Origin of the sequence: Pantoea allii, assembly GCF_002307475.1 — a bacterium.
In the GTDB taxonomy this organism is placed as follows: Bacteria; Pseudomonadota; Gammaproteobacteria; order Enterobacterales; family Enterobacteriaceae; genus Pantoea; species Pantoea allii.
This window is the reverse complement of the sequence record NZ_NTMH01000011.1, coordinates 162,728-182,970: the sequence shown is the minus strand read 5'-3', so window position 1 is coordinate 182,970 and position 20,243 is coordinate 162,728. Positions and strand designations below refer to the sequence as shown.

The following is a 20,243-nucleotide window of genomic DNA, read 5'->3' as shown; positions in this document are numbered from 1 at the left end:
ATGGTGCAGAGAGGGTGCCTCAGCGGCGCGAGGAGCGCAGAGCCTTGATACCGACTCTGGCGACATCGCCGGCCGTTGACGCTGTCCTTTTACTGCCACACCAGGCAGTTGCCTCACCCGGCAGGATCAGGCAAACATCACCTCTGCCCAGCGCGCCAGACCTGCGGTGACCGAGGCAAAATCGTCTCCACCGGCAATGGGCGTACCCGGCAGGGCCTGCTGCAGTGCGGCGCGTAAAAGAGGCGAGCGGGCGCTGCCGCCGGTGAGATAGATCACCTCGGGTTTGATATTGCTGGTTGCCAGCGCCAGCTGTACCTGCTCCAGAATCTTCTCCAGCGGCTGGCTGATTGCGTCCTGCAGGGTGGTCACGCTGATATCGGCCTGTAAACCGGCGGTGATAAAATCCAGGGATGCCGTAAAGTCGGGGCGATCGGACAGGGCGATCTTGCTTTCTTCGGCGGTCCGGACCAGGCGATAACTCAGCTTCTGCTGCCATACCTTGAGTAAATGGGCGACGGCGACAGGATTTTCTGCCTCGCGGACTAAATCGCGCAGCATCTTGCCGCAGGCGGTGCTGTAAAAATCGCTTTGCGCAGGCACATCGTTGATGGCGACGGCGTTCCACCAGGGCAGGGCAGGCAGAGCAGTGCCTTTCTGGGTGTTACCGCCCGCGCCCAGTAAGGGCATCAGCGCCTTGAATGCCAGCATAATATCCAAATCGTTCCCGCCCACGCGACAACCACTGTGACCCAGCAGGCTTTCACGCCGATCTGACAGGTTGCGCCACTGCGGGCCCATCAGCAGCATCGAGCAGTCGGTGGTTCCCCCGCCAATATCGACCACCAGCACACGGGTTTCCTTATCCAGCGTCGCCTCAAAATCCAGGCCCGCCGCCACCGGCTCAAATTGAAATTCCACATCCCGGAACCCCGCGCGTTTCGCCGCACGTAACAAAATGCCCTGTGCCTGCTGATTCGCGTCTTCGCTGCCTAATCCTTGAAAGTTAACCGGACGGCCTATAACCGCCTGGTCAATCGGCTGCTGGGTTTGCGCTTCACCCTGTTGGCGAATGTGCAGCATCATGGCGCAGACCAGATCTTCAAAAAAGGCAATCTGCTGCGGTTTCAGGCCCGTGGCACCCAGAAAAGATTTAGGGGATTTAACAAACCAGACATCTTCAGGATCGACCATGTAATGCTGGAGCGCGGTCAGGCCAAACTGAATGCTGTCGGGTAAAACATCGATATCTTCTTCGCGGTTATAGCGTAGCGCCCGCTGCAGCAGCGCCGTGCTTTCCTGTTCAGGTGTGGCAACCTGATGATGGCGATAGAGCCATTCCGTCACGGCTTCACGTGTAGGGGAGCAAATCATGGACGGCAGCAGGCGTTGACCCTTCTCCAGCGTTAACAGCCGTGGCGAGCCATTTTCGCTGACCGCAATGGAACAGTTAGCCGTACCGTAATCGAATCCAATGAACATTTTTCGCCCCCAGGCAGGAAAAAAGGGGGCGACTTTAGCGCAGCTGAAAGGTCGTGGCAAGCGGTGAGCGGCAGAATTAGCGAATCGCGAAAAGGGACTCTTCCGCCAGTTTACTCAGTGGCTGGCGTTCTGCGACCGCGCTTCCCCAGACGCCGGCAACGTCGAGACGGGTGAGCGTGGTGAGAACGGCTGGAACCGAAACCGGGCCTGCAAGCAGGGTAATATCACGCTGGCTGGTCTGGCTCTGAATAATGGAGATCAGCATCTCATCCATCAGATTATTGTGCAGGTTAGCAACCAGCTCCGGGGCCAGAATCAGGCAGTCAACGACCTTGCCGGTGAGCTGATTAAAGGCATCCAGATTACGGCCAAAATGCTGCAACACGATGCGACAGCCCGCCTGGCGTAGTTTCGTCAACGCGCCGATCAGGCGCTCACCGCTGGCAAGGACGCTGGCGGCGTTAAGCGCAATCCCGCTATGGCTGTCTGCAAGACCCGATTCCGCAAAGCGAAAACACAGGTTTTCGACAAAGGCCGGATCGTAAAGCGCGTTCACATCAAGGGGCAATATCAAGGCGATGCCTTTTTGGCTCATTGTGGAAATACGCTGACCGAAAAAGGCTGCAACGATATTGTCTTCCAGCCGGCGTTTCAGCGCCTCATCGGTCAGGTTGTTACGCAGCAGATGCTCATCAATAAGCAACCCTTCCTCGGTGAACAGCTGAATCTCCACCAGCCAGACGCTGGCAGAATGAGGCTTACCGGGCGGCGCGACCGCCCATACCTGCATTTCAACCTGCAAGGCATCCACCATCGTCAGATCCAGGGCGTGAGGGTTTCCCATCAACGCGAGAGGGTGCTGCTCATACACCATATAGCGGCCCCGCCCGCTACGCTTGGCGTTATAACAGGCAATATCCGCCTGCGAGAGGACATCACTGCTCTGCGCGTTCTGTGCGGAGATTTGCGTAATGCCCGCGCTGGCACCGACCTGATAGGCGCGCCCCAGCCATTCAAAACAGTAGTCACTGACGGCGCGAACGATGTTTTCGACCTCTTCGCAGGCCTGATCGACCCGGCATTCGGGCATCAGGATGGCAAACTCGTCGCCGCCGAGCCGGGCCAGGAAGTCGCTGCCGCGCAGGCGGTGGCGCATTAAGTCCGAGAGTTCGCTTAGCAGGGCGTCCCCGGCGGCATGTCCCGCGCTGTCGTTGACCGCCTTAAATTTATCAAGGTCAATAAACACCAGCACGTGCTGATTCTGATGCTCGACAGCGTCGGAAAGCAGTCGCTTAAGTTGCAGCTCAAAGCTGGCCCGGTTAGGCAATCGGGTCAGCGTATCGTGCAGGGCGCTGTAACTCAGGCGTTTCATCACTTTACGTGACTCGCTGACGTCCTGAATAACCAGCACCGCACCGCGCTCGGTGCCAGATTCAGATTTGAGCGGCGTAATACTGTAATGGATATCAATGTGTTCGCCGTTCAGCGTGTGTAATACCCACTCTTCAGACAGGTAGGGCGCGGTTTTTTCGGAGGGGATGTGGTTCAGCAGCAGGTTTTCGACTTCAGGGCCATGACGACCATGGGTGATATGCAATAGCTCGCTGACCGGTTTACCTGCCGCCGCGTCCTGAGACCAGCCCGTCATTTTTTCCGCCACAGGGTTCATAAAGGTCACGCGCATCTCCTGATCGGTACTGATAACGGCCTCACCGATTGAGTCCAGCGTGATCATCATGCGCTCTTTTTCCTGAAACAGTGCATCATTCAAATTACGTAACGGAGTGATGTCTTGAGAGATCCCCAGGATGCGCTCAATACGGCCATCTTTACTGAGCAGGCGGTTAGCCTGGGTACGAATCCAGTAGTGCTCATCCTCTCGCACCACCCGATACTCCATCTGGAACGCACTGCTTTGTTCAATAGCGCCTTGTATCGTCATCACGCAATATTCACGATCGGCGGGATGGACCATCTTCACCCAAAGATCGTAGCTGGGCGATTCATGGGATTTCATGCCAAACAGCTCGTACATGCGCTTATCCCACAGTACTTCGCCGCTGATCATGTTCCATTCCCATACGCCGATGCCGCCCGCTTCATTCGCCAGCGTAATCCGCTCCATCAGACGCTGATTCACTTGTTCGCTCTGTTTCAGTTCGGAGATATCGATAATCTGCGCAATAAAATAGAGCGGTTGCTGCGCATTATCGCGCACCAGGGAGATGGTCAGCCGTACCCAGACTATTTCGCCGTCTTTACGAAAATAGCGCTTTTCCAGCGTGTAGGAATAAATTTTGCCTTCGAGCAGCTTCTCCAGTCGCTTCTGATCGTCATAGATGTCGTCGGGATGGGTAATTTGCAGGAAGGTTAGTTTGGTGAGTTCATGCTCGGGATAACCCAGCGTATCGCACAAGGATTTATTCACCTGAAGCCATCGGCCTTCTACAGAAACCAGCGCCATGCCAATGGCTGAATACTCCATGGCATGACGAAAACGGGTTTCGCTCTCGCTAATGTGATGCTTTTCATGGCGGAAAGCATCCATCACTAACGACATGATATGACAGGGGATTAAAACCATCAAAAACGGAAGCCAACTGGTGATGACCGCATAGGCGCTGACGGTAGGCGTGACCTTAATCCAGTCTAATGACAGCAGTAACGCCATAAAGCTGGCGTTAAGAAAAAACAGCACAAAGGCTTCGACCTTGGGCAGCCGCACGGCACACCAGAACAGCACGACCAAAATAAAGGTAAACGGCCAGGGTAAGAACCGCAGCGATAAATAGCTGGCGGTGAGCGTCAGAACGAGGGTGATAAGCGTTTCAAACAGCGACGCGCGTTTCAGATAATCGTGCGGCAATGGCCAGGAGAGCAGCAGCAAAACCGGGCCAAGGGCGAGCATGCCGATAATTTCTGAAATCACCCAGGTATAAAAGAAGGCAAACGACGCCTGTTCACCCACGTGCAGTACCCACAGGGCAAGGGTACCGCCAATAACCGGAGAAATGATGCCGGTGGCAATGACAAAGCGTATCCAGTCATTTAGCGAAACCAGCGGCGCATCCCGGTTAAGCAATGCGCGTAATAAAAATCCGCCGATCAGGGCCTGCAACAGATTAAGCAGCGCAAATTTTAAATTTGAAAGGGCAGGGCCGATAATCAATGCGTTTGCCACCGCCGTACCAATGAGGCAGGCAAGGAGCAAAAAGGGCAACTGGCGTGAAGTGCAACGAAAAACCACGATGGTCATTAGTGCCGTTGAGAACCAGAGCGGCGAAATTTTACCGCTGACCACAATTAGTTCAAGACAGAACAACGTCAGGACGAAGGAAACCAGGCTAAGCCAGCAGGCGTGTAGCCACGTGTTAGGTGATTTATCTGACGAGGCCAGTGTCTCAACGATCATTTATCGATCCAGCAGGGAGCAAGATAGTGCAATGGGATGCAGTGCGCGAGCCATTGTTATTGGAAGAATGCTAGCACATTTGGTAGAAAAAACAGGGGGGAAATCATTAAATTGCGGTATTCGTTGGATTGAATGGCGCGCGCCAGCACGCGCCATTCAGTTTATCAGTCGCGGAAAAGATCTGCCCTTGTATAAGGTTTTTCCATGCCAGCCAGACGGGCAGAAAACTGCTCCAGAAACTGTTGTGTTGTGGCTATCCGGCCGTGCCCCAGCAGCAGTACCGGGACCAGGAGCGCCGCGGCAATTTGTGGCCAGCTAAAGCCCTTCAGCGCCGTTTGCCGTTGCGACAATAAAAACGCGGTACTGAGCGTAAAGCCCAGCAACAGCCCGGTCAGTACCTCACTAATGGAATGGGCATGAATGACCAGTCGTGACAGACCTACCATCAATGGAATGACATAGCCCACACCAATGGCAAAGACGCGCCACCGGCTTGACCAGCGCCCAGATATTAACCAAAGCATCACTGGCCACAGGGTAGCGGACATGGCGCTGTGACCGCTAAACCCGGTGAAGTTAAAGCGGGCGCTACCGATACCAAAACCAAGAAACAGTATTTTGGACACGCTGACAACCAACCCGGCTAAACCAAACGCCATGATCCAGTACCATACGGTGCGGCGGTTATCGCTTTTCCACGGCAAAATCAGTGCAATAATCACCGCCGTGGGAATCAACAACATACTGTCACCAAAATAGGTGAGGGTCTTCCAGAGCATAGTCTTCCTTTATTCTTCTTCGGGCAAAACGCCCTTATTCATCAGCCATATCAGGCCCGACAGGTGCTGTGCGTCGTCATTCTGTTTTGTGCTGCTAGTTTATCGGTGAAACCCGTTAGGTTAAAAGGGGAAAGTCTGAAAAGGGAGAATGCCATTTCTCTGGCATCAAAAGGCCGAAATCCCTATACTTAGCGCCAACTCACCCTCTCCGTTCAGCCCCATTAACTGGGTGCGCAGTTTGCGCACAGTTTCTGGCTCCAGTATCAGGTTTTTAAAAGTATGACTGACAAGTCTCATCAGTGCGTGATCGTTGGCATTGCAGGTGCATCCGCATCCGGTAAAAGTTTAATCGCCAGTACTCTCTATCGTGAAATCCGCGACCAGGTGGGCGATGAACATATCGGCGTTATTCCTGAAGATGCGTATTACAAAGATCAAAGTCACCTCACCATGGAAGAGAGGGTTAAAACCAATTATGACCATCCCAGCGCGATGGATCATGATTTGTTATTACAGCATTTGCGTGCGGTAAAAGCAGGACAGGACATTGAGTTACCCGTGTACAGCTATGTCGAGCACACTCGTACGAAAGAAACGCTGCAAATTAAGCCTAAAAAAGTCATCATCCTTGAAGGCATTTTACTGTTGACCGATGCGCGCCTGCGTCAGGAACTGAATTTCTCCATCTTTGTGGATACGCCGCTCGACATTTGTCTGATGCGTCGTATGAAGCGTGATGTGAATGAACGTGGTCGTTCAATGGACTCCGTGATGAGCCAGTACCAGAAAACGGTTCGCCCTATGTTTCTGCAGTTCATTGAACCCTCCAAACAATATGCAGATATTATTGTGCCGCGCGGGGGTAAAAACCGTATCGCCATTGATATCCTCAAGGCCAAGATTAACCAGTTCTTCGAGTAGTTTACGTCTCAAAGGACGTGGCGCGAACAGGTTAACAGCACAGATGCGCCCTGTTCGCTACACTTACTTCATGGAGTTACCGCAATGAGATTATGCGACCGCGATATTGAAGCCTGGCTTGATAGCGGAAAACTGGCGATTACGCCGCGGCCACCCGTAGAACGTATCAATGGTGCAACGGTTGACGTCCGTTTAGGCAATCAGTTCCGTACTTTCAGTGGACATACCGCTGCCTTTATCGACCTGAGTGGCCCGAAGGACGAAGTGAGTGCCGCGCTCGATCGCGTGATGAGCGATGAGATCGTTCTCCCCGAAGGCGAGGCGTTCTTCCTGCATCCAGGAGAGCTGGCTCTGGCGGTAACGCTGGAATCCGTCACCATTCCTGACGACCTCGTAGGCTGGCTGGACGGACGCTCCTCGCTGGCGCGCCTGGGTTTGATGGTCCATGTGACCGCGCACCGTATCGATCCAGGCTGGCAGGGCCGTATCGTGCTGGAGTTCTATAATTCGGGCAAACTGCCCCTGGCGCTGCGCCCCGGAATGCTGATTGGTGCCCTAAGCTTTGAGCCGCTTTCCGGGCCAGCCGCGCGCCCTTATAATCGCCGTGAGAACGCGAAATATCGAGGCCAGCAGGGTGCTGATGCCAGTCGTATCGATAAAGACTAATTCATGAGGATGTGATGAGAAGAGTGATAACCACGCTGGCCATCTTACTGGTGGTGGTCGTAGCAGGCTTGACCGCGCTGGTTTTGCTGGTCAATCCCAACGACTTTCGTAGCTACATGGTACAACAGGTCGAACAGCGCAGCGGTTATCAACTTACCATCAACGGCGATTTGCGCTGGCATGTCTGGCCAAAACTCAGCATTCTTGCCGGTCGTATGAGTCTGACGGCGCCCGGTGCGTCGCAGCCCGTCGTTTCTGCAGACAACATGCGCCTGGATGTAAACCTCCTGCCTTTATTGTCGCATCAGTTGAGCGTCAGCCAGGTGATGCTGAAAAATGCCGTGGTGCGGGTGACACCTGACAGTGCCGCACAGGCCCCGCAGGATGCGCCGCGCGGCCCGCACAATACCGAGCCGACCTCTTCTGCCCGCTGGTCATTCGATATCGACAAGCTTCAGCTGTCGGACAGCCTGTTTATCTGGCAACAGCCCGGCGGTGATGCGTTCACCTTCCGCAATCTGAATCTGGATATGGAGCAGGATCAGTCCAGCGTGGCAACGATCACGCTGAATACCAGCCTGACGCGCAACCAGCGCACGGCGCTAGTCAATCTGAAAGGCCGGCTGGACAAATCACAGTATCCTCATCAGTTAAGCGGTCAGCTCGATCAGCTGGATTACGATCTGTCTGGTGCCAGCCTGCCGCCGCAGGGCATTAAAGGTACGCTGAGTTTTCAGGGACGCTGGAATGCCGACAGGAATACCTTTGCCGTCACCGACCTGAAGCTTAACGCCAACGACAGCGTTCTCAGCGGCAACGCGCAAGGCAACCTCACGCCACCGCAACAACTGGCGCTGGACCTTCATGCCACTTCACTCGATATGGACAACCTGCTTTTTATCTCATCACTGACCCAGCAGGTGAGTGGGCAAAGCAGCCAGATCGCCCCTGCGCCAGTGATTGCCGATCAGCGCGAACCCACGAATGCGGACTCGCCGCTCAACGATATCGATCTGGATGTCAAACTGCAGGCGGATAAGGCGGTGTGGCGAGGTCTTAGCCTCACCAAATTCGCTGTGGATGCGGTTAACCAACAGGGCTTGATGACACTGCGTACGCTGTCTGGCTCAGTAGGGCAGGGCAGTTTCTCTGTTCCTGGCAGCATTGATATTCGTCAACCCGTTACTTATGTCAGCTTTAAGCCGGTGCTGAACCAGGTTGATATCCAGCCCTTGTTAAAGGCGCTTGCCTTGCCGCAGTCGCTACAGGGAACGGTGGATCTCAACGGTGATTTGGCGGGTGATAACCTTACCCTTGAGGATGCGAAACGCAGCTGGCAGGGCAAAGCGGATATCCGTGTGAGCCACCTCAAGCTGGCACAAATTGACTTGCAGCAGATGGTGCGTCGCGCCGTCGCACGCGTCAGCGACCGTATCAGCAGTGACGATCAGGCATCAGGGCAGGGCATCGACGACATTAGTGGCCAGCTTGCGCTGAAAAAAGGGCTACTCACCTTTAGCCATCTTAACGGTACCAGTAAGCAACTGGCATTACGGGGTGACGGCAGTGTCAATATGGTGCAGCAACAGTTAGACGTGACGCTGGGCCTGACGCTGAGTGGCTGGCAGGGTGATGAAAAACTGGTTGCAGCGCTCTCCAGCCAGGCGATCCCGTTTCGTATCTACGGCAGCTGGGATAATCCACAATATACGCTGCCGGTTGACGACGTGCTCCGTGATAAGTTGCAAAACGAGGCTAAATCGCGTCTGAATCAGTGGCTCGATCGTCAGCAGACCAAAGACAGCCGCCAGGATTCGCCGCGCCCATAAAGGCGCTGCATCAGTGCGGCGCGTCGGGGTTCGGCAGGATTTCTACCTTCTGAATCCGGTGGTGTTCAACCTGCAGGGTGCGTAACCGGTAATCGCCGAGTGCGATCTCTTCGCCTTCCTGCGGGATCGTCTGCAGTCGATCCATCACCAGCCCGGCAAGCGTGTGATAATTCCGTTTGTCGTCCAGCGGCAAGGTGACATACATTGCCAGGTCTTCTAACGGCATTTGGCCATTGGCAATCCAGCCGCCCGCACCGTTAGGCTGAATGTCATAGCGCGCATCGGTCTCACCTGCCTCATTGGGCAGACTCCCGGCGATGGTTTCCATCAAATCGCTCAAGGTGACAACGCCTTCCACAGAACCAAACTCATCAACGACAAAAGCAAAGTGCGTGTGCCCCTGACGAAACAGCTCCAGCGCCTGTAACAGGGTGATGCGTTCATGAAACACCAGCGGCTGGCGGATCAGACTGCGTAAATCGAGTGAATGGTGGTGCAGTGACTGATGCAGCAAATCGTTAACATGCACAATACCGAGCGGCTCGTTGCCGTTATCCGTGATAACGATGCGCGTATGCTGATTACTGTCGAGATTCGCCATAATGACGGCCGGATCGTCACTTAAGTCAATATGCTGAACATCGTGGCGCGTCGTCATAATGCTGTTTACGTGACGTTGCCCAAGCCCCATGACTCTGGCGATCATCACGCGCTCCTGACGATTGAACAGCGCGACTGAATCGCCATCGGCAAGCATCGACGACGTTTTTGCATCCAGTTCTGCCCGTTCGGCTTCGCCGCGTAACAGGCGTAAAACCGCTTCGGCGGTACGCTGCCGTAACGGACGACCGGCAGACAGCACCTTGCGACGGTTAAACTGCGCAAGCTGGTTCAGGGCTTCAATAAGCACCGAGAAACCAATGGCGGCATAGAGATAGCCTTTCGGAATGGCAAAGCCAAACCCTTCCGCCACCAGACTAAAGCCAATCATCAGCAAAAAACTCAGGCACAGGATAACGATGGACGGGTGACTGTTGACGAAGCGGGTAAGGGGCTTACTGGCCAGCAACATCAATAAAATGGCGACGGTAACCGCGACCATCATCACGGGCAAATCGTTTACCATACCGACAGCCGTGATCACCGCATCCAGCGAAAATATCGCGTCCAGCACCACAATTTGTGCCACTACTGGCCAGAATTTAGCGCCGCCTTTTTGTTGAGCGTTGTCGTCATCGCTACCTTCTAGTCTTTCGTTCAGTTCTGTTGTCGCTTTAAACAATAAAAACAGTCCACCGAACAGCAGTAACAGGTCACGGGCGCTAAAGGCGTGATTAGCCAGCGTCATCAATGGCTGGGTCAGTGTTACCAGCCAGGAAAGAGATGCCAGCAGCAGCAGTCGGCAGACCAACGCCATCAGCAGGCCAATAACCCGGGCCCGATCGCGCGACGCGGCGGGAAGCTTTTCGACCAGAATGGCGATAAATACCAGGTTATCGATGCCCAGTACCAGTTCAAGAACGATTAGCGTGACTAAACCTGCCCATAACGCGGGGTCGGCCATTACCTCCAACATGCTTTATTCACCTGAATGTCTAAAAATAAGCTTTATCTGATGATAGTGGAGAGAGGGCCAGGGGACAAATAGCGACCTTACAGGTTCTTTACGATTTAATTGAATACCGCATACATTAATTACAGGATGATTCTTCAGCAGATTGATTAATGCGGGGACGACAGTAGCGGAAAAAGGTTGCAGATTAATGTCACCGCATTTCTCATTCAGAGGAATTTCTTATGCGATTATTCCTGGTGCCAACATGGAATAAATCTGATTTTTTTCCACCTCAAAGCCGAAAATGGGCGGGTTCAATACTTATTACTGGTAGTCTTTTTCCTAAAATAGTCCAGGGATGGCGGGGTCTACTTGTAAACATGCCAGTAATAACTAGTATAGCAACGAGTTAGTCAACGCCTGCGCCTGAATCTGTAATTTGCGCGATAATCCGTCATGGTATGTAGCGGAATGTCAACGCATTCTGCACAAGGATGTTTTGTGCGCAATCGCACGCGGTGCAGCGAAAAACAGTGGCAATCAGGGCGGTATTGGCAGCGACAGCCAAGGGCGGTAGCGTGTCTGAGTCGCCGCTTCGGTTTGATATTTAATCAGCATGTTGCTGATAAAGTCAGAGTAATCTGTTGGTATTGAGTACGGTATTATTGGTTTCATAGTCAATGACAATGGCGTAAATGCCGCAGGAGCTCCCCTCAGAAACGCTCGGGCTTAAGGGACAATGCTGGTCGCTTAAGAGTCTGGTGTGGTGGGTTAAGGAAATAAAATAAAGAGTTAAATATGCGCGATAACGAATTTACGTTTAAAAGTCTTATCACCAAATTATTATTGGCTTGTTCTGATTTAATATGTTTCAACGCGGCATTATTTATCGCGATGATGCTAATTAATATGACATCTCCTTCACTGTTGTCGGATATGTCTGATCGGGAATTAAATTTAAAAGTTGCTACACACATCTGCCTGTCTGTAATTTGCGTGTTCTGGTTCTGGGTCAGGCTGCGTCATTACACCTATCGCAAACCTTTTTGGTTCGAATTAAAAGAAATTTTTCGTACCATTCTCATTTTCTCCGTCATTGAACTGTCGATCACGGCCTTGTCACAATGGCAGATGTCACGTTTTGTCTGGTTGCTGACCTGGCTTATTACGCTGGTGATCATTCCGGTCTGCCGTTCGCTGTCTAAACGCCTGCTGAATAAATACGGCTTGTGGAAAAAGCAGACCATTATCATCGGTAGCAATAAAAACGCCCAGGAAGCCTGGCAGGCTTTGCAGAGCGAAGAAGTCATGGGCTTCGACGTGATTGCCTTCTATGACGTGGACGGTTCCTGCCCGCAGGAGTTAATTTCAGGTATCCCGGTGCTGCGCGATGAGCAAGCGCTGTGGAATCTGACGAACAGTGAAACGCAGTTTATTGTTGCGGTTGAGTTCGAGCAAAGTCAGCACCGCGACATGTGGCTGAAATCCCTGGCCATGCATAACTGCCGTTCTGTGTCAGTGATCCCGACGCTTCGCGGTGTGCCGCTTTACGGCACCGACATGGCCTACATCTTCAGCCATGAAGTCATGATTCTGCGTGTTCAGAATAACCTGGCAAAACGTACCTCACGTTTCCTGAAACGCACCTTCGATATTTTCGGTGCACTGTCGATCATCCTGATGCTGCTACCGGCTCTGCTGGTGCTGGGCTTCCTGGTCGGACGCGACGGTGGGCCGCCAATTTATGGTCACGAGCGCGTAGGTTTAAACGGTCGTAAGTTCAAATGCCTCAAGTTCCGTTCGATGGTGATTAACTCGAAGGAAGTGCTGGAGGAAGTCTTACGCACGGACCCGATTGCCCGCGCTGAATGGGACAAAGATTTCAAACTCAAGAACGATCCACGTATTACTAAAGTCGGGCACTTTATTCGTAAAACCAGCCTTGATGAACTGCCGCAGTTGTGGAACGTCGTGCGTGGCGATATGAGCCTGGTCGGACCGCGTCCGGTGATTGAAGATGAACTGGCTCGCTATGCTGGCGATGTCGATTACTACCTGATGGCCAAACCGGGCATGACAGGCTTGTGGCAGGTCAGTGGGCGCAACGATGTAGATTATGAAACGCGAGTCTATTTCGACTCATGGTATGTAAAAAACTGGTCTCTGTGGAACGACATTGCGATTTTGTTCAAAACCGTTGGTGTCGTACTTAAACGTGATGGTGCTTACTAGCCGCAGAAAAAAACTCTGTCAGCCATGCTCTGATAGCAGCCTTTTTCAGGTGCCCGGCTGGCAGGTTTTTCTAAAAAAAAGCGGTACGGCATTGATAAACAGAAATGTTCTGCTTTGCTTTAATCCGTCACGGGTAAAGCGCGTTATTGGTAAAAGACAGGAGCTAAGAATAATGAACGACATGTTCAGGGCCTGATTCAGGATAGTTTACATTTTTCGAGCGCTTACACAGCGGCGTATTCGCCTCTATCAAACATTAACTGATAGCGAAGATCTAAATGATTACAATGAAAATGAAAATGATACCTGTTCTGGTATCTGCCACGTTTATGGCCGGCTGTACCGTCGTGCCGGGGCAAAATTTGTCCACTTCGGGAAAAGATGTCATTGAGCAGCAGGACAACAATTTTGACATCGACAAATACGTTAACGTTTACCCGTTAACACCAACGCTGGTGGAGAGAATGCGTCCCAAGCCCCTGGTGGCACAGGCTAATCCATCACTCCAGACCGAGATTCAGAACTACGAATACCGCATCGGCATTGGTGACGTGCTCACCATCACCGTGTGGGATCACCCTGAGCTCACCACCCCCGCAGGTCAGTACCGCAGCGCCAGCGACACCGGTAACTGGGTACATTCAGATGGCACGATTTTCTATCCTTACATTGGCAGAGTCCGTGTAGCTGGCCGTACCGTTGGTGAGGTGCGTGATGAAGTCGCGCGTCGTCTGGCGCAGTACATCGAAAGCCCTCAGGTCGATGTCAGCATCGCCTCGTTCAAGTCACAGAAAACCTATGTGACCGGCGCCGTGACCACTTCAGGCCAGCAGCCCATTACCAACGTCCCGCTCACTGTCCTGGATGCGATTAACGCCGCAGGTGGCTTAGCGGCGGATGCAGACTGGCGTAATGTCATTCTGACTCACAACGGTCGTGAGCAGCGCGTCTCGCTGCAGGCATTGATGCAGAACGGCGATCTGAGCCAAAACCATCTGCTTTATCCGGGTGACATTCTGTATGTGCCGCGCAATGACGATCTGAAAGTCTTTGTGATGGGTGAAGTGAAACAGCAGGCAACCCTGAAAATGGATCGCAGTGGCATGACGCTGGCGGAAGCACTGGGTAACGCGGCGGGCATGGATCAAACCACCTCTGACGCGACCGGTGTGTTTGTTATCCGACCGACTCGCGGCACTGACCGCAGCAAAATTGCCAACATCTATCAGTTAAACACCAAAGATGCGGCGTCCATGGTCATGGGTACCGAATTCCAACTTGAACCTTACGATATCGTCTACGTAACCTCGACGCCGCTGACGCGTTGGAACCGTGTGATATCGCAGTTGATACCAACCATCGCCGGTGTTAACGATGCGACTCAGGCCGCACAGCGCATCCGCAACTGGTCGAACTAAGGTTTAGCCATGATTAAGTCCGTGTTAGTCGTCTGCGTAGGCAACATCTGCCGCTCTCCCACAGGAGAGCGCCTGTTCAAACGTGCGCTGCCGCACCTTCCTGTGGCATCTGCCGGACTCGGCGCGCTGGTCGGTCATGCGGCGGATAAAACCGCGACTGAGGTGGCGGCCGAAAAAGGGTTATCCCTGGACGGTCATGAGGCCCAGCAGTTAACGGCCAGCCTGTGCCGGGAGTATGACCTGATTCTGGTGATGGAAAAACGCCATATTGAACAGGTTAACCGCATCGATCCGGCTGCACGCGGCAAAACGATGCTGCTTGGGCACTGGCTCAATCAGAAGGAAATAGCGGATCCGTACAGAAAAAGCCGTGAGGCCTTTGAAGAGGTTTACGGGTTACTGGAACACGCCACTCAGAAATGGGTCAGCGTACTAAGCCGATAGTTGGGATTATCCATGAATATAAAAAACAAAGTCATGACCGCGCCACGCGAGGAATCGAATGGGTGGGATTTGGCGCATCTTGTGGGACAGCTTATTGATCACCGCTGGGTCATCGTCGCTGTTACCGCTTTTTTCATGCTGGTGGCAACGCTTTACACGCTGTTTGCGACGCCCATTTACAGCGCCGACGCCATGGTTCAGGTTGAGCAGAAGAATAGCAGCACCGTCCTGAATGAACTGCAGTCAATCATGCCCACGACGCCGGCCTCAGATACCGAAATCCAGATCCTTGAATCACGTATGGTGCTGGGGAAAACCGTTCAGGACCTCGGCCTGGATGCGATGGTTTCGCAGAACTACTTTCCGGTCATCGGTAAAGGCTTGTCGCGTCTGATGGGCAACAAGCCCGGACAGGTCGCGGTATCCCGTCTTGAAATCCCGCGCACTATTGAAAAACGCAGTGTTGAACTGGAGGTTACGGGTAAAGACAGCTATACCGTTTCGGCTGATGGCGATGAGCTGTTCAAAGGTAAAGTGGGGCAGTTTGAAAAACACGGCGACGTGAGCATGCTGGTCAGCGATATCAATGCGGAGCCTGGCACCACGTTTACCGTCACCAAACTCAACGATCTGCAGGCAATTAACAGCATCCTGTCTAACCTGACTGTTGCGGACAAAGGGAAAGATACCGGCGTACTGGGACTGCAGTATGTGGGTGAAGATCAGGAGCAGATCAGCAAAGTTCTGAACCAGATCGTCAATAACTACCTGTTACAGAACGTGCAGCGTAAATCCGAACAGGCCGAGAAAAGCCTGGAGTTCCTGAAACAGCAACTGCCGGAAGTTCGCGGCAAACTGGATCAGGCCGAAGACAAACTCAACACCTACCGTCGCGAGAATGAGTCCGTTGACCTGTCGCTCGAAGCAAAATCGGCACTGGATTCTTCCGTCAGTGTTCAGAGCCAGCTTAACGAGCTGACCTTCCGTGAAGCTGAAGTTTCACAGTTGTTCACCAAGGATCACCCAACCTACCGGGCGCTGTTGGAAAAGCGTAAAACGCTGGAAGACGAGCAGACGCAGCTGAACAAGAAAATTGCGCAGATGCCTAAAACCCAGCAGGAAATTCTGCGTCTGACCCGCGATGTGCAGTCAGGACAGGAAATCTACATGCAACTGCTGAATCGTCAGCAAGAGCTGAGCATCAGTAAAGCCAGTACCGTGGGTGATGTACGTATTATCGATCAGGCCGCGACCGCTAATTCACCGGTTGCGCCGAAAAAGCTGCTGATTATTGCCGCCAGCCTGATTCTGGGTCTGATGGTGTCCGTGGGCGTGGTACTGCTGAAGGCGCTGCTGCATCACGGTATCGAGAACCCAGAGCAGCTGGAAGAGCTGGGCATGAACGTTTATGCCAGCGTCCCGCTTTCCGAGTGGCAACGTAAGAAAGATACCGAAGCACTGGCACGTCGCGGTCACAAGGTGAAAACCGATCCGCATGAGACGTTGTTAGCGCTGGGTAACCCAACCGATCTGTCTATCGAAGCGATTCGTAGCCTGCGTACCAGCCTGCACTTCGCGATGATGGAAGCGAAAAACAACATTCTGATGATTACCGGTGCCAGCCCAGGAATTGGTAAAACCTTTATCTGCGTTAACCTCGCCACTCTGGTTGCGAAAGCAGGGCAGAAGGTGTTGTTTATCGATGGTGATATGCGCCGTGGTTACACCCACGAACTGTTGGGTGCGGAAAATAAATCCGGTCTCTCTAACGTGCTGTCAGGCAAAACTGAATTTACGCCAGCGATGATTCAGCAAGGACCATACGGTTTTGACTTCCTGCCGCGCGGTCAGGTTCCACCGAATCCGTCGGAGCTGTTGATGCACCGCCGCATGGGTGAACTGCTGGAGTGGGCAAGTAAAAATTACGACATAGTCCTGATTGATACGCCACCGATTCTGGCCGTAACGGATGCCTCCATTATCGGTAAGCTGGCCGGTACCTCGCTGATGGTGGCGCGCTTTGAAACCAACACCACGAAAGAAGTGGATGTCAGCTTCAAACGCTTTGCCCAGAACGGTATCGAAATTAAAGGGATTATCCTTAACGCCGTGGTACGAAAAGCGGCTAACTCGTACGGTTATGGCTATGACTACTACGACTACGAGTACGGTAAACCGACGAAAAGCTAAGAGCTGAAAGAAAAGGGGCGGGTTTGACCGCCCCTTTTGATCGCAGGCTCAGGATGACGACACATAACGATTTGCACAGGTGATTCTGGATACAACGCACAATAAGCGACGATCTAACGTCAATCATCAGAATTCATCATCAACACGCTTTTGTCTGTCGCCATGTCGGCGCAGACCCGCTGAGATATCAACCCGGACGGTAATCAGCACAGGCCGCTGTTGGCATGAGAACTTGTGGATTTAAGGAATCACACCATGGCTCCATATTGGTATATATCAGGGTTTTTGCTGCTGATTTCGCTGTTTGAAATCCTGGTGAAAAAAGACGAACGCACAAATTATATTTTGACCTGGCTGCTGTGCTTTGCGGCCATTATTCTGATCGTGTTCGGTGGTATTCGTGGGCTTGGCACCGGCATGGATGACTACCAGTACCGCAGTTTCTTCGAAGATTTTATCCGGCGCATCCAGATCAACGGCTTTTTCGAGACCGTTGCGTTTTTCCGCTACGAACCGCTGATTTTTGCGATGGCGTGGGTAACCAGCTTAGTTTCGCACAATGCCAGCGTGTTCCTGTTTGTCTTCTGCGCCATCGCGGTATCGATAAACGCTTATTTTTTCAAAAAGATGTCACCTTACCCGGTGCTGGCGCTGGCGCTGTATTCGGCGCACATCTTTATCAATAAAGACATTAACCAGATACGTTTTGGCTTAAGTTCCGCTCTGTTCCTTGGCGTACTGTGGACGATATACCTGAAGCGTTACTGGTGGGCCTTTGCCTTTTTTATTCTGTCATTTATGAGCCACAACACCGCCGTGATGGTGGTGACGCTGGTGCCATTCCTGTTTATTCGTGACTGGCGCTGGTGGCCGGTGATTATCATCGGTTTCAGCCTGCCGCTCTCGGTGGTGGGGGGATCAAGCTTTATTGCCCTGATTGCCGGTCATCTTGGATCGCTGGGGGAAAGGGCATCGGGTTATAACAACGATCCCTCCTATGCAATGGATGGCAGCATCCTGTCAGTGTCGAACCTGAAGAACATCATGCTGGTGTTTATCTTCTTCTATTTCATGCTGAGCAATGAGCTGAAACGCGAAAACTATGCGCAGTATCGCCTGAACTACCTGCTGATTTTAAGCTTTGCTATCGGCGGGGCGATCCGTATCTTCCTGTACAACTTCCCGTCAGGTTCGCGTCTTTCTAACTATCTGCAACAGGTTGAACCCATCATCCTGACCTCACTGATCTATCAAGCCAGGCGAGTATGGAAGCCGGCGCTGTTTGGCATGCTGTTTTTCTTCCTGCTCTATTACCTCTACTACAACACCATTTCAACCAAGCAAGCGGTTGTTGGGTATGAAGTGGCCCAGGAGTTTTGGCTGATTCGGTAACGGACCCGGCGATCCGCGCCGCGTGAACGGCTTCACTCAGCGCGGCGGTCGCCTGAAATATCACAGGTTTTTCTTCGACGTTTGTCGATTGAATTGTTTATTTTTGAATACTTTTATGAGGTGCTGGCAATGAAGGACATTCGTTTCTCCATCGTAATTCCGGCTTATAACGCGTCAGAATCGATTGTCACGACGCTGGATTGCGTTAAAGCACAAACGTATCGTCATTTCGAGGTCATCATCGTGGATGACAAATCCGCCGATGCTGCCGCGCTGGCCGACGTGGTGCGCAGTGAGCGCTATCAGGATCTGGACATCAATCTGGTGTTATCTGAGGTGAAACTCAACGGTGCTGGTGCTCGTAATAAAGGCATCGAGCTGGCAACGGGTGACTACATTAGTTTTCTGGATGCCGACGATGAATGGCATGCGGACAAGCTGCAGCAGGTCAGCGAGAAAATTGCTGAGCTTGAGGCACAAGGCAAACAGAACACCATTATTTTCAGTCAGGTGAACATCTATCAGGACGGTGAGTTCCTGAAAGTCATGCCCATGCAGCCGCCCGCCGAAAATGAAACTGTGGCGGAATACCTGTTTGGCTGTTATGGCTTTATTCAAACCAGCACCATTGTGCTGAAGCGTGAAGATGCCGCTAAAATTCAGTTCGACGCGCGGTTTATCCGCCATCAGGATTATGATTTCTGCATCCGTGCCGATCGCATGGGTTACCGGTTTGAAATGATCGCTTTCCCGCTGGCTAACTATCATCTGGTCACGAAGTTTGGCTCTAAACACAAAGGTGAATCGGTCAAGTACTCCCTGTTTTGGCTGGAGACGATGAAACCGCACCTTACCGCACGTGATATTCACACCTACAAAGCATTCAAGCTGCCCCTGCGCTACAAAATGGACGGCAACTCGTTGATGGCGAGCGTCAGTTTTGCACGCTACTTCTTGCTGACCAATAAAGACAACCGCACTTACTTCCTGAACCGCGTGAAAGACAAGTTAAAAGCGCGTTTAGGCGGCGAAAAGGCGCTCTCCTGATTCCATTGAATGTCGTGACGTTTTAACGCTGCCGGACAGGCTCCTGGTGGCTCCGTCTATTTTATTTATTCAGGTATGAAAATGAATAATCACTCTGGTACCGTTGGCATTGTTATGCCTATGTATAATGCTCGCCAGACGGTATTACGCGCCGTGCAGTCCGTTATCAATCAAACCTATCAGGACTGGCACCTGTATCTGATCAACGATAAATCCACCGATGATTCACTCGAGTGGGTGAGAGAACAGTGTCAGGACCCGCGTATTACCATTCTTGATAACGCGGTCAACATGGGCGCCGCAGAAACCCGCAATGTCGGATTGCGTGCCGCGACAGAAGAGATCATCGCCTTTCTTGACAGCGATGACGAATGGCACAGCGATAAGCTGCGTCAGCAGATGCAGGCTATTGCCGATGGCGATAATCTGGTCATTACGGAATATCACTACAAAACGCGCAAAGCCGACCACGATATCCGCTACGCAAAGCCTTATCTGCAACAGGACAACTTCGTGAAAAAACAGTATCGGGTGTGCTTCTCATCCGTCTGTTTTCGCCGTCCGCCGGGTGGCATTTTGTTTGAACGCAAAGGCCATGAAGACTTTCTTTTCCTCTACGAACTGTTTAACCGTTATAAACAGGCCCGCATAATTCAGAGCATTCTGGTGAATTATTACGAACTGGGTGATTCCCTGTCGCGTAATAAAAATAAAGCCGCCAAATGGCACCTCGAACTATTAAGAATTATCTATAAAAACAATCCGTTAAAAATCTATTACTATTACGCCTGGTATATGGTGAATGGTGTGCTGTTTAGCCTGAAACACCGCTAAGCCGATCGGCAGGATTGTGTATAAATTTGAGGTGGATAACGTTTA

At 52.3% G+C, this 20,243-nt stretch carries 14 protein-coding genes; 10 read left to right on the top strand and 4 right to left on the bottom strand.

The annotated features are described in order from the left end of the window. Positions 1–126: 126 nt before the first annotated feature. The 3 genes from yegD to CMR03_RS03755 all read right to left on the bottom strand — a co-directional run bounded on the left by yegD (position 127) and on the right by CMR03_RS03755 (position 5,670). Positions 127–1,479 carry a molecular chaperone gene (gene yegD / locus CMR03_RS03765; RefSeq protein WP_096010820.1) on the bottom strand — a complete coding sequence of 451 codons (1,353 nt, stop codon included), beginning with the start codon at positions 1,477–1,479 and terminating at the stop codon, positions 127–129. 76 nt (positions 1,480–1,555) lie between these two features. After that, the gene (locus CMR03_RS03760) at positions 1,556–4,891 is read right to left on the bottom strand and encodes a diguanylate cyclase (RefSeq protein WP_096010819.1); all 3,336 of its coding nucleotides are present in this window, start codon (positions 4,889–4,891) and stop codon (positions 1,556–1,558) included. A gap of 164 nt (positions 4,892–5,055) precedes the next feature. Next, entirely contained in the window at positions 5,056–5,670 is a 615-nt protein-coding gene (locus CMR03_RS03755) for a phosphatase PAP2 family protein (RefSeq protein WP_063880181.1), read from the bottom strand. A gap of 279 nt (positions 5,671–5,949) precedes the next feature. Here CMR03_RS03755 and udk point away from each other — a divergent pair, with 279 nt between their 5' ends. The 3 genes from udk to asmA all read left to right on the top strand — a co-directional run bounded on the left by udk (position 5,950) and on the right by asmA (position 9,086). Continuing rightward, positions 5,950–6,591: a uridine kinase gene (gene udk / locus CMR03_RS03750; protein ID WP_063880180.1), complete on the top strand. Its 642-nt coding sequence runs from the start codon at positions 5,950–5,952 to the stop codon at positions 6,589–6,591. Positions 6,592–6,675: 84 nt separating this feature from the next. Next, positions 6,676–7,257 (top strand): dCTP deaminase, encoded by a 582-nt coding sequence (gene dcd, locus CMR03_RS03745; RefSeq protein WP_063880179.1) that lies wholly within the window; start codon positions 6,676–6,678, stop codon positions 7,255–7,257. A gap of 14 nt (positions 7,258–7,271) precedes the next feature. Further along, positions 7,272–9,086: an outer membrane assembly protein AsmA gene (asmA, locus tag CMR03_RS03740; RefSeq protein ID WP_096010818.1), complete on the top strand. Its 1,815-nt coding sequence runs from the start codon at positions 7,272–7,274 to the stop codon at positions 9,084–9,086. A 10-nt stretch (positions 9,087–9,096) separates the two neighbouring features. On the opposite strand, the gene CMR03_RS03735 is transcribed toward asmA, so the two are convergent. Then, positions 9,097–10,662, bottom strand: a complete 1,566-nt coding sequence (locus CMR03_RS03735; protein ID WP_096010817.1) for a TerC family protein — start codon at positions 10,660–10,662, stop codon at positions 9,097–9,099. Between the two features lie 777 nt (positions 10,663–11,439). On the opposite strand from CMR03_RS03735, the gene wbaP reads away from it, so the two are divergent. The 7 genes from wbaP to CMR03_RS03700 all read left to right on the top strand — a co-directional run bounded on the left by wbaP (position 11,440) and on the right by CMR03_RS03700 (position 20,198). Further along, entirely contained in the window at positions 11,440–12,873 is a 1,434-nt protein-coding gene (wbaP, locus tag CMR03_RS03730) for an undecaprenyl-phosphate galactose phosphotransferase WbaP (RefSeq protein WP_063880176.1), read from the top strand. Positions 12,874–13,151: 278 nt separating this feature from the next. Next, complete coding sequence (locus CMR03_RS03725) at positions 13,152–14,291, top strand: polysaccharide export protein (RefSeq protein ID WP_096010816.1); 1,140 nt, start codon at positions 13,152–13,154, stop codon at positions 14,289–14,291. Positions 14,292–14,300: 9 nt separating this feature from the next. Further along, entirely contained in the window at positions 14,301–14,735 is a 435-nt protein-coding gene (locus CMR03_RS03720; protein ID WP_063880174.1) for an arsenate reductase/protein-tyrosine-phosphatase family protein, read from the top strand. 12 nt (positions 14,736–14,747) lie between these two features. Then, entirely contained in the window at positions 14,748–16,925 is a 2,178-nt protein-coding gene (gene wzc / locus CMR03_RS03715) for a tyrosine-protein kinase Wzc (RefSeq protein ID WP_063880173.1), read from the top strand. A gap of 255 nt (positions 16,926–17,180) precedes the next feature. Then, on the top strand, positions 17,181–18,317 hold the full coding sequence (locus CMR03_RS03710) for an EpsG family protein (protein ID WP_063880172.1): 1,137 nt from the start codon (positions 17,181–17,183) through the stop codon (positions 18,315–18,317). A gap of 129 nt (positions 18,318–18,446) precedes the next feature. Continuing rightward, on the top strand, positions 18,447–19,364 hold the full coding sequence (locus CMR03_RS03705; protein ID WP_063881214.1) for a glycosyltransferase family 2 protein: 918 nt from the start codon (positions 18,447–18,449) through the stop codon (positions 19,362–19,364). Positions 19,365–19,445: 81 nt separating this feature from the next. Beyond that, complete coding sequence (locus CMR03_RS03700; RefSeq protein WP_096010815.1) at positions 19,446–20,198, top strand: glycosyltransferase family 2 protein; 753 nt, start codon at positions 19,446–19,448, stop codon at positions 20,196–20,198. The last annotated feature ends 45 nt before the right edge of the window (positions 20,199–20,243 follow it).

Excerpts from the sequence above, each read along its gene's own strand:
- yegD (WP_096010820.1), bottom strand. The coding sequence starts at position 1,479 with ATGTTCATTGGATTCGATTACGGTACGGCTAACTGTTCCATTGCGGTC.
- CMR03_RS03760 (WP_096010819.1), bottom strand. The coding sequence starts at position 4,891 with ATGATCGTTGAGACACTGGCCTCGTCAGATAAATCACCTAACACGTGG.
- CMR03_RS03755 (WP_063880181.1), bottom strand. The coding sequence starts at position 5,670 with ATGCTCTGGAAGACCCTCACCTATTTTGGTGACAGTATGTTGTTGATT.
- udk (WP_063880180.1), top strand. The coding sequence starts at position 5,950 with ATGACTGACAAGTCTCATCAGTGCGTGATCGTTGGCATTGCAGGTGCA.
- dcd (WP_063880179.1), top strand. The coding sequence starts at position 6,676 with ATGAGATTATGCGACCGCGATATTGAAGCCTGGCTTGATAGCGGAAAA.
- asmA (WP_096010818.1), top strand. The coding sequence starts at position 7,272 with ATGAGAAGAGTGATAACCACGCTGGCCATCTTACTGGTGGTGGTCGTA.
- CMR03_RS03735 (WP_096010817.1), bottom strand. The coding sequence starts at position 10,662 with ATGTTGGAGGTAATGGCCGACCCCGCGTTATGGGCAGGTTTAGTCACG.
- wbaP (WP_063880176.1), top strand. The coding sequence starts at position 11,440 with ATGCGCGATAACGAATTTACGTTTAAAAGTCTTATCACCAAATTATTA.
- CMR03_RS03725 (WP_096010816.1), top strand. The coding sequence starts at position 13,152 with ATGATTACAATGAAAATGAAAATGATACCTGTTCTGGTATCTGCCACG.
- CMR03_RS03720 (WP_063880174.1), top strand. The coding sequence starts at position 14,301 with ATGATTAAGTCCGTGTTAGTCGTCTGCGTAGGCAACATCTGCCGCTCT.
- wzc (WP_063880173.1), top strand. The coding sequence starts at position 14,748 with ATGAATATAAAAAACAAAGTCATGACCGCGCCACGCGAGGAATCGAAT.
- CMR03_RS03710 (WP_063880172.1), top strand. The coding sequence starts at position 17,181 with ATGGCTCCATATTGGTATATATCAGGGTTTTTGCTGCTGATTTCGCTG.
- CMR03_RS03705 (WP_063881214.1), top strand. The coding sequence starts at position 18,447 with ATGAAGGACATTCGTTTCTCCATCGTAATTCCGGCTTATAACGCGTCA.
- CMR03_RS03700 (WP_096010815.1), top strand. The coding sequence starts at position 19,446 with ATGAATAATCACTCTGGTACCGTTGGCATTGTTATGCCTATGTATAAT.